Source organism: Salinivirga sp., assembly GCF_035268865.1.
GTDB lineage: Bacteria > Bacteroidota > Bacteroidia > Bacteroidales > Salinivirgaceae > Salinivirga.
Map to the genome: position 1 here is coordinate 1 of NZ_DATFKB010000084.1, position 10451 is coordinate 10451.

Sequence of the window (10451 nt, forward strand, 5' to 3'; positions counted from 1 at the left end):
CATTATAAATCAATGACAACTGATAAGGATCGGTGTCGTTACCCACTTTGGCCCATCCACCACGTATTTTGGCAAATGATAAAATGTCTGATTCAAGTTCTAACAATTCATTCACAATTACACTACCTGTAAATGAAGGATAGAAATAGCTCCATGAATCGGAAGGAAGTGTTGAACTCCAATCGTTACGTGCTGTAACATCAAGAAAAACTGCTCTTTTCCAGCCTACAGAGGCCTGTCCATAAACACTATTGGTTTCCATTTCCTCATCATACATATCAGTTACAGGATTACCCCGCACATTTGAAATGGTAAAGAGGTTAGGTACAGTAAGCTTTAATGCTTCAAGATACATCGATCCATAGTCACTTCTACGGAAGTTGGTACCTAAAATACCATTAAGATTAAAATCTCCAAAATCCTTATTAAAAGATGCAAATAAGTCTGCATTTACCTCACGATTATTCCTATCTTCTTGCCAGAATGCACCGTCAGGTTGTTCATTCGACATAACATAATCAACGTGCTTGCGTATTTCACTGTAATAATCTACACCTACACGACCGGTAATTTTTACCCAGTCTGTAAGCTCTGCATCTAAACTTGCATTACCAAATATACGGTCACGCTCACGACTTGTAGTATTATAATTCACGTTCCAATACGGGTTATTGTGATAACTGGTATTCCAGTTGTATGGATTACCAAAAACATTTAGTTTGTCATAATTTGCTTCCAGAGCTTCCATATTTACCTGGCGACCAAACCATCCACCCATAGATTGCATTACGTTGTTCGAGCTATAACCCTGAACTGGAAGGTTATCACTTGAATTATTAACGTAATTAAATGTTACATTGGACTTCAACCAGTCTGTTAAATTTTGTGTACCATTGAATGAAACTGTATACTTGGTTAAATCGGTATTTGGGATTGTACCCTTTTGGTCGTAATGAGATAAAGAGAGTCTCATGGCTCCTTTATCACCATTTGAAGTAATGTTTACGCTATTATCTAATGTCACACCGGTTTGGAAAAAGTTTTTGATGTTGTCCGGATTCGACACCCAGGGTGTAGCCTGACGTGTGTCTGGATCATTTGGATCTGCAAGTGGGCTATTGAACTGAGGCATTGACAATCCTGCATCAAGTCTTGGACCCCAACTTTCGTCCACGTTATCGTTTACACCACCACCATTACCATCATAATACAGAAACCCATAATTTGAACTATATGTTCCGTTGGCAAAATCCTGATAAGAAGCGCCATTATCATAAGCTCCTGAACCAAGATAATTAAATTCACTACCACCAACACCCTGACCATAATCATTCTGATAGTTGACAAAGTTGTAAGCCTGGTCAAAGGTAACGGCTGAACTAATTCTGACACCAATACCTTTTTTAGCTTTTTCACCGGTTTTAGTTTTTACTACAATTACACCGTTTGCTGCACGGGATCCGTAAATTGCAGCAGCGTTGGCACCCTTCAGAACCGTAAGTGATTCAATGTTTGAAGGGTCTAGGTCCATTGCAGCATTACCAAAGTCTGCCTCATTACCGACAGTACCCCACTGCGAAACGTCAGATGAAGCATTACTAATTGGCACACCATCTACAACCCAAAGTGGTTGGTTATTGTTAAAAGAAGCATTACCACGAATGGTGATACGTGAAGAAGAACCTACCGCACCACTGGCATTGGTAATTTGTGTACCGGCTACTTTACCGGAAAGCGAGTTTACAATATTGGCCTCTTTGGCTTCCTCCAGGTCAGCCCCTCCGACTTCCTGTACGGCATAACCAAGTGCCTTTTTCTCTCTCGAAATACCCAGGGCGGTAACCACCAGCTCATCGAGCTCTGTGACGGCTGAAACCATCTGGACATTAATTACGGTTTGGTTGCCGATAGCTTTTTTCACACTGTTCATACCAATGAACGAGAACATAAGCGTATCCGCACCTTGAGGAACTTCTATAGAGTAACTACCGTCATTAGCGGTAATTGTACCCACCTGGGTTCCTTTTACAACTACTGTAACTCCAGGCATCTCACTGCCATCAGAGGCGGAGCTTACAGTCCCTGTTACTGTTTTTTGTGCATACGACTGGATCCCTAAGAAACTTAGGAACACCAGTGTAAATAAAAATTTTCCCATAACACTTAACTTTTATTTAATGTATGGGCTAAAGTATCGCTTATATTGAATTATTGCAAATTTTTTTAACGAATATTTAACGTCAATTTAACTAACTATTAGGCAACTCATTATAAATGGCTGTTTATTAGTGTGTTGTAAAACACATATGACAACTATGGTTTTTACAGGTTTTGACGAGGACATGTAAAACTAAGGGATACAGGCCGTTTTGCTTGACAAAAAAATACAGAAAAATAAATTTGCAGTTTAATATATTAGAATAAACAATCAAAATTGATAATATAATGCAGCGTCGAATTCATTAAATTATAAAAGCCGAATCCGCATGCTATATTATGATTTCTGAGGCAAAACCCTGGTGCATTTCCATTAAAACACCTTCAAACATATTACAATGGCTATGGTTCAATTTTTCATACTTTTAGCTACATTTGCAATCATAATAATAAACAACACCTATAAATAATCAGGAGGTATTATGTCATTAAATAAACTAAATCAAGTGCTCACAAAAAACGTTGACGAGCTCGAAAAAAGCGGACGTGCAAAAGGTGCGGAAAAGGTTATTACACAATGTATTCCAGCTCAAAAAGGAAAAGGTCCCCGCTATTTGCTGGAAGGATATGGCAATAAAGAGTTTATTCGAATGAACTCAAACTCTTACCTGGGGCTCTCGTTGCGCAAAGATATGATTGAAGCTGAAGAGAAAGGGGCAGCAGAATTTGGTGTGGGGCCCGGCGCAGTGCGCTTTATTAACGGCACATTCAAATCTCATCTCGACCTTGAGGCCAAACTGGCAGCATTTCATGGTAGAGAAGCGGGCATGATTTTCAGCTCGGCTTATGTAACCAGTATTGGAGTAATATTCCCGATGACAACTAAAGAAACGGTTTTGATAAGCGACGAACTTAACCACAACTGTATAATAAACGCCATGCGTTTGGGACGACCTGCTGGTAAAGAAATATATGCGCACAATAACATGGAAGCGCTCGAAAAAGCACTTGAACGTAGTATAGGGAAAGGTAAAAGAGCACTGGTTATTACGGACGGCATTTTTAGCATGCGCGGAGATCATGCTCCTTTAGATGAATTTGTAAAAGTTTGCGAAAAATTTAACGACAAGTTTGAAGAAGGCGTAATTACTATAGCTGATGATTCACATGGGGTCGGTGCTTTTGGTAAAACCGGACGCGGAACCGAGGAGTACACTAACGCCAAAGTCGATATTTTGGTCGGCACACTTGGTAAAGCCTTTGGTGTGAATGGCGGATATGTTGTATCATCAAAAGAGGTGGTAAAATACCTTCGTGAAAGTGCACCTACATACATTTATTCAAATCCGATTACCGTTTCAGAAAGCGAAGCTGCAATAAAGGCACTGGAAATTGTTGATACTTCTGAAGGTAAAGATATACTGGCGCATTTACGTGCCATGACACAAAAATTCGACAAAGGATTGTGTGACCTGGGATTAGAAACAATCGAGGGCGACCATCCTGTTGTGCCGCTAATGGTGCGGGATTCTCAAAAAACAAGCGATATTGTAAAGCACCTTAACGAGCACGGAGTGCTTGCCACAGGGCTCAATTTCCCGGTGGTACCAAAAGGTGATGAAGAAATTCGTTTTCAAATCAATGCATCACACACTGAAAAAGATATTGATATTGTACTTGAGGTACTCAGTAATTATAAAGATTAACGCAGCTCCATATATATAAAACGAAAGCTCTTCGGTTTTGAAGAGCTTTTTTTTGTGCTGTTATATTATTTAAAAATACTAACGACGTTTCTTAGTTCTCGGGCGCTTATCACCCTTGTTCCGTCCACCTGCTTTTTTCGCTTCCGACAACTCCACAAGTATAGGATGTCCATCAAACTTTTTACCTATAAGACCGTCAACCAACTTATTGGTTAGGGTATCCTCTATTTCAAAAAATGAGAAATTCTTCAATATCTCAATTTTACCTATTTCTGCATCTCTCGATCGCAAGGTCTCATTAATTAACCCAATAAGCCTTGTAGGATTCAATTTATGCTTGGTCCCAAGATTAATATAAAGCCTGGAGAACTTAATTTTACCCCCTCCTGTCCGGGTTTTCTTGGCTTTCGGACCATTTTTTTCTTGTTTTCTGTTTGATTCTGAAACATTGATATCTCTGGAATCTTTATAATAATCTAAAAAGCGATTGAACTCTGCAGAGACAAAATGTTTGATCAGGTCCTCACGACTCATCGGTTCTAATTTCTCATAAATTGCCTCCATAAATGGCTGAATTTGTTTTTCATCCACATTTGTTTGGGTAACCTTATCTATGAATGCATAAAGCTGCTTCGTTACAATTTCCTTACCGCCCGGTACCGTACCTTTGGTAAACTTAACCCCGGCAACCTTTTCCACTTCGCGAATTCTGCGACCTTCACGGGAATGCACAATGGCAATTGAAAGCCCTTTTTTACCTGCACGCCCCGTGCGACCGCTTCTGTGCACATAAGCATCTGTATCGTCGGGCAGGTTATAATTAATAACGTGTGTAAGGTCATTCACATCGATACCACGTGCAGCAACATCGGTAGCCACAAGAATTTGTAACTGTCGATTTCTAAAACGATGCATAACCTCATCGCGTTGGGCCTGCGACAAGTCACCATGCAAAGCATCGGCATTATAGCCGTCTTCCATCAACTTTTTGGCGATATCTTTTGTTTCCTGACGGGTTCGGCAAAAAACAATCCCATAAATATCAGGATTTACATCTGCAAGGCGTTTTAAAACCTGGTAACGGTCTTTTGCCTGTACCATGTAATAAATGTGAGAAACATTTTCAGCGGCAGTATTTCTTGGATTCACCGAAACCTGCTCTGGGTTATTCATATATTTTTTGGTAATACGGGCTATTTCTTTCGAAAGCGTCGCTGAAAAGAGTAATGTCTGCTTCTCTTCTGGTGTATTTTCAAGAATAGCATCAAGGTCTTCTTTAAATCCCATGGAGAGCATCTCATCGGCCTCATCCAGCACCAACCTACTAATATTGTGAGGTTTAAGCTTTTTGCGTTTTATTAAATCCAATGAACGGCCCGGTGTCCCTACAACAATCTGTGCACCTTTTTTGAGTGCCTTTATCTGTGTTTCAATACTGGCTCCTCCATAAACCGGCACTACATTGAGGCCGCGCATACGCTTCGAGTACTTGTTCAAATCACTTGTGATTTGCAAACAAAGCTCTCGCGTAGGACATAATATAAGTGTTTGGGTTTGTTTATCCTCGACATCTGTTAAATGTAATGCCGGTAAACCAAAAGCGGCTGTTTTACCTGTTCCTGTTTGGGCGAGGCCTATAAAATCTTGTCTTGAGTTTAAAAGAAAGGGTATTGTTTGTGCCTGTATAGGCGTGGGTTGCTCGAAACCCAATTCCTGAATTGCGTCCAGTATATCTACCTGCAATCCGGATTCGGCGAAAGTTTGAATCATAAAAGTCTTAAATAATTAGCGTGTAAAGGTAATACTATTTTATGGCAAGGAGGCCTTATTATTAATTTATTGCCAAAAGTTTAACAAATTTGGTGCCCAAAATCACAATAAAAGCCCATTACAATTATTACATTTGTTTTTTACCTTCTAAAATACAATTATTGAAAGATGCAGATAACATAATTTTAGGTATAGATCCGGGCACTACCATCATGGGATATGGCGTGATTGATGCATCTGGCAAGCAACCTACACTTTTAAGTATGGGTGTGGTAGATTTGCGTAAGTACAAAGATCACTACCAAAAGTTAAATTACATTTACGACCGCACAAGGATGCTCATTGAACAATATCTGCCAGATGAAATTGCCATTGAAGCCCCTTTTTTCGGGAAAAACGTGCAATCTATGCTCAAACTTGGCAGGGCACAGGGTGTTGCCATTGCTGCGGCGCTATCGCATTCGGTGCCAATTGTCGAATATGCACCCCGAAAAATAAAACAAGCCATTACAGGTTCAGGGAGTGCATCAAAAGAACAGGTTGCGGGCATGCTCACACGTATGATGCAAATTGACAACCTCCCCTCATATCTTGATGCCACTGATGGTCTGGCTGCAGCTGTTTGTCATTTCTATCAGAGAATGGTTCCTGACACTAAAAAAAGCAATAGTTGGTCAGATTTTGTCAAGAAAAATCCGGGCAGAGTTAAATAGAAACGGAAATAAATTCACCGATAGTCCTGTGATGAAAAACCCTGGTATTCGGGAATCAACACACCCAAACGAACTTTTTCATCAAAAATCCCAACCTGATCTGATCTAAAAACCGGGGTCGAGAAATTGCTTTGTACATGAGCTTCGGAATTTTTTTCGTCGGGCTCATCAAATGCCTGCTTTTCAAGCTGCTCAATTAAATGGTGCGGCAGCCCTGAGTCCATTTGCTCAACATGAACAACATCACCGAGCGTCCCGGACAAAAAAATAAACAAAGGTATAATGATGATTGCTTTGTAACTCAATGCGACCATTTTATAAACATTCACAAAAAATTATGGATTAAAAAACCGTTGTCCCTATTTACCGATTTATAATCCCCTAATATCACAACCCTAAAGCAAGATTTATATTGTACGCTGCTCTATTATTTTTTCTTTACTTTAGCCCAGGTATCTCTGAGTGGTACGGTACGGTTAAAAACCATTTTATCTGGTTTGTGGTCGTAACGGTCTGCCACAAAATAGCCCTTACGCTGGAACTGAAAGCGATCCTCGGGTTTGGCATTGGCCAGAGATGGTTCAACCTTGCAGCCTTTCAAAATTTCTAATGACTCAGGATTGATATATTCTTTATAATTTTTTTCTTTATCTGCTGTTGGTTCTTCAACGGTAAAAAGCCTGTCGTACTGACGCACCTCTGCATCCAAAGCATGTTGTGCTGAGACCCAGTGAAGTGTTCCTTTTACTTTCCGCATTGATGCTTCTGTACCAGAACCGCTTTTGCTATCGGGATCATACGTGGCATGAATTTCTGTTATATCCCCTTCAGAATCTTTGATGGCTTCAGTACATTTTACAATATAACCGGCCTTAAGGCGCACTTCTTTGCCTGGAGTCATTCGGAAAAATTTTCGCGGTGCATCTTCCATAAAATCATCGCGCTCAATATATAACTCACGACAGAAGGGCATTTCGCGTGTTCCGGCATCTTCATCTTCAGGGTTATTCTCAATCTCTACATGTTCAATTTTATCCTCAGGGTAATTTGTAAGTACCAGTTTAACAGGATTCAGCACAGCCATTACACGTGGTGCTGTTTTATTGAGCGACTCCCGAACCGTGTGCTCTAAAAGGGCTACATCCTGCAAATTATCACGTTTGGCAATACCAATAATTTCAGAAAAACGTCGTATGGCTGCTGGTGGATAACCTCTGCGCCTAATCCCCGTGATGGTTGGCATGCGTGGGTCGTCCCATCCGGCAACATATCCCTCATTGACAAGCTCAAGCAATTTCCTTTTACTCATCACGGTATAGCCAAGATTAAACCTCGCAAATTCAATTTGTTGTGGCCGATATTCGCCTTCAGCAAGTTGATCAAGGAACCAGTTATAAAGTGGCCTGTGTACTTCAAACTCTAGTGTGCAAAGCGAATGTGTAATACCTTCGATATAGTCTGATTCCCCATGTGCATAATCATACATTGGATAAATATGCCACTTATCCCCTGTGCGGTGGTGTTCACGATTTAAAATCCGGTACATAATCGGGTCACGAAGCAACATATTCGGTGATGCCATATCGATTTTAGCCCTCAGCACCTTTGACCCACTTTCAAAAGCACCATTTTTCATTCGCTCAAACAGGTCGAGATTTTCCTCAACACTGCGCGCTCTAAAAGGACTTTCTTTACCAGACTCCCTGGTTGTTCCCCGCTGTTTAGAAATTTCTTCCGGAGTTTGATCATCAACATAGGCTTTGCCATCCTTGATTAATTTAACTGCCCACTCATAAAGTTGGTCGAAATAATCGGAAGCATACATCTCTTCTCCATCCCATTCAAAACCCAGCCAGCGAATATCTGCTTTAATAGACTCAACATATTCTGTCTCTTCTTTCTCCGGATTTGTATCATCAAAACGCAAATTACATTTTCCATTGTATTGCCTGGCCAAACCAAAATTTAAGCATATTGATTTTGCGTGACCAATATGCAAATATCCATTTGGCTCCGGTGGGAAACGCGTGTGCACACGCTTTTGATTCTTCCCGTTCTTCAAATCTTCCTCAATAATCTGCTCAATAAAGTTGAGTGACTTTTTCTCTTCGCTTGGCGTTTCTGGTTTGTTCATTGGAATCTTAAATTATGCTAAATATATGTTGTATTTGATTTAAACCTTTTATGCTAAACTAAGTTCAACTTACAAAAATAATAATTTATACTTTTACAGCTCGATTTTAAAGACATTATCTACATTAAGCTGAAAATAAAAACTGTTATAAAAATGGGTAAAATACAAATAGAAAACATGGAATTCTATGCCTACCACGGGTGTTACAAGGAAGAGCAGGTTGTAGGCAATCATTTTTTGGTCGATTTAACGCTGGAAACCGACTGTAAAAAACCAATGAAATCAGATAATTTAGAGGATGCACTCAATTATTTAAAGGTGTATGAATTTGTTAAAGCTGAAATGCAAATAAAATCCCATCTACTTGAACATGTGGCCGGCAGAATTTTGGAAACCCTTTATGCTGAGTTCGACCAAATTGAACATGCTACAGTAAAGGTACGAAAAATGAATCCGCCCCTCGGTGGAAAAATGGAGAGTGTGAGCGTAACCCTTGACCGTTAAAAAAAAGCCGATCAAAGCCGGCTTAAACGATCATCGAAATATAATTATCGCGCTATAAAATTAAAACTAATCTTAATTTGATAGGTTTTTCCAAACAACTCCGGATTCTCAATTGAGATCAAAGGTAATTGCTGTTTTACATAATCAGAAAACATACAATCTCCACGAACGTCGTAAACATCAATCCATCCGTCGCCATCTACAAAAAAAGTTACCCATACCGAACCTGAATGACCAAGCTCTTTACAATTGTCTGGAAATTTCACGAGCTGTTGAATGGCTGTGTAAAGTTCTTTGTCGGTATTCGCTGTAGCTTTAATGGCCGGAAATGCTTTTGATACATCGGCACTGAATACTAAAGCTAAGATAAGTGCTGCAGAAAATAATCTAATGCTTTTCATGGTTTTGGGGTTTTAAGTTTTATTATTGGGTTTCTGAATGTATGACGATCAAAACCACAAAATGCTGCACCGATATGCTATTTTTTCCTGGTTTATTGAAACTTACGCACAAAAAAAGGCCGACACACAGGCCGGCCTTAAGTTGGGGAATAATTCAACTATTCATCCTGAAAATCAAATTGAATTTTAATCTTATAATTTTTACCGTAGAGGTCCGGATTTTCAACTGAAATAGCATCTAACTGGCTTTTAACATAATCGGTAAAAACTTTTTTACCCTGCACATCTTTCACGGTAATCCATCCTTCCTCATTGACATGGAAAGTTGTAAGAACGTAACCAGAAGCACCTTGGGCTTTACCCTGTTCAGGATAATCCATCAACTGTTGGATGGCAGTATAAAGTTCTTTGTCAGAATTTGCTGTAGCTTTGATGGCTGGAAATGCCTGGCTGATGTTTGCACTAAAGATCAAAACTAAGATAAGGGCTGCAGTGGTAATTTTAAAATTTTTCATGGTATTGGGTTTTAAGGGTTAATTTTGGTTTCTGATTCTATATTAGCCAAAGCTATGCCAACAATGTCAAAACACTGATTTAATGATATTTATACCAATTCCGGTCAAATTTTAATGTCCGGTATCGTACATCATTGTGTAAAATTTGTACAGGTAGCTTTCACACAATATTTAAAATGAATAATCAAACCTAAGCATAAAACAGATTCACTACTTTTTCAAAATTTGTAGCTTTTTTTATCTAAATTTCCCTGAATAATGAACAAAAAGACTTACAAAAAGAGAATTAGTCAATGTTTGGCATAAAAAGTGACTGAAATACTTAAAATTAACTACAACTATCCGAAGCTTTATAGTTTTTTGTGCTTATTACACTATATATTAAAAAAACACAAGCTATTTCTTATCTGAATTTGTTCTCAAAGTTGTAATTTTTGAGATAGTACATTCATTACACCGCCATTTATGGCGGTGACAAGTTACCGTTGCTGCTTAGGGCTTTAGCCAGGAACTTTTTTCTATATAGATTAGGTTCCAGGCTGAAGCCTTAC

The 10451-nt window shown here is 39.3% G+C and carries 9 protein-coding genes; 3 read left to right on the forward strand and 6 right to left on the reverse strand.

Translation table 11 applies throughout. The annotated features are described in order from the left end of the window. The coding region (locus VJ937_RS05210) for a SusC/RagA family TonB-linked outer membrane protein (protein WP_324065836.1) at positions 1-2158 on the reverse strand (2158 nt) is incomplete at its 3' end. 505 nt (positions 2159-2663) lie between these two features. Between VJ937_RS05210 and VJ937_RS05215 the strand changes: the two genes are divergently transcribed. After that, positions 2664-3863, forward strand: coding sequence for an aminotransferase class I/II-fold pyridoxal phosphate-dependent enzyme (locus VJ937_RS05215; RefSeq protein ID WP_324065837.1), 1200 nt, complete (start codon positions 2664-2666; stop codon positions 3861-3863). Between the two features lie 78 nt (positions 3864-3941). Here the strand turns inward: VJ937_RS05215 and VJ937_RS05220 are convergent, their stop codons facing one another. Beyond that, the gene (locus VJ937_RS05220) at positions 3942-5633 is read right to left on the reverse strand and encodes a DEAD/DEAH box helicase (RefSeq protein ID WP_324065838.1); all 1692 of its coding nucleotides are present in this window, start codon (positions 5631-5633) and stop codon (positions 3942-3944) included. Positions 5634-5794: 161 nt separating this feature from the next. Here VJ937_RS05220 and ruvC point away from each other — a divergent pair, with 161 nt between their 5' ends. Further along, on the forward strand, positions 5795-6346 hold the full coding sequence (gene ruvC / locus VJ937_RS05225; protein WP_414706397.1) for a crossover junction endodeoxyribonuclease RuvC: 552 nt from the start codon (positions 5795-5797) through the stop codon (positions 6344-6346). A gap of 14 nt (positions 6347-6360) precedes the next feature. Here ruvC and VJ937_RS05230 read toward each other — a convergent pair whose 3' ends face one another. Beyond that, positions 6361-6651: a hypothetical protein gene (locus tag VJ937_RS05230; protein WP_324065839.1), complete on the reverse strand. Its 291-nt coding sequence runs from the start codon at positions 6649-6651 to the stop codon at positions 6361-6363. A gap of 122 nt (positions 6652-6773) precedes the next feature. After that, positions 6774-8480, reverse strand: a complete 1707-nt coding sequence (locus tag VJ937_RS05235) for a glutamine--tRNA ligase/YqeY domain fusion protein (protein ID WP_324065840.1) — start codon at positions 8478-8480, stop codon at positions 6774-6776. A gap of 153 nt (positions 8481-8633) precedes the next feature. Here VJ937_RS05235 and folB point away from each other — a divergent pair, with 153 nt between their 5' ends. After that, positions 8634-8984, forward strand: a complete 351-nt coding sequence (folB, locus tag VJ937_RS05240) for a dihydroneopterin aldolase (protein WP_324065841.1) — start codon at positions 8634-8636, stop codon at positions 8982-8984. A gap of 44 nt (positions 8985-9028) precedes the next feature. Here the strand turns inward: folB and VJ937_RS05245 are convergent, their stop codons facing one another. After that, entirely contained in the window at positions 9029-9385 is a 357-nt protein-coding gene (locus VJ937_RS05245) for a hypothetical protein (protein WP_324065842.1), read from the reverse strand. A 158-nt stretch (positions 9386-9543) separates the two neighbouring features. Further along, the gene (locus VJ937_RS05250) at positions 9544-9900 is read right to left on the reverse strand and encodes a hypothetical protein (RefSeq protein ID WP_324065843.1); all 357 of its coding nucleotides are present in this window, start codon (positions 9898-9900) and stop codon (positions 9544-9546) included. Positions 9901-10451 lie beyond the last annotated feature (551 nt).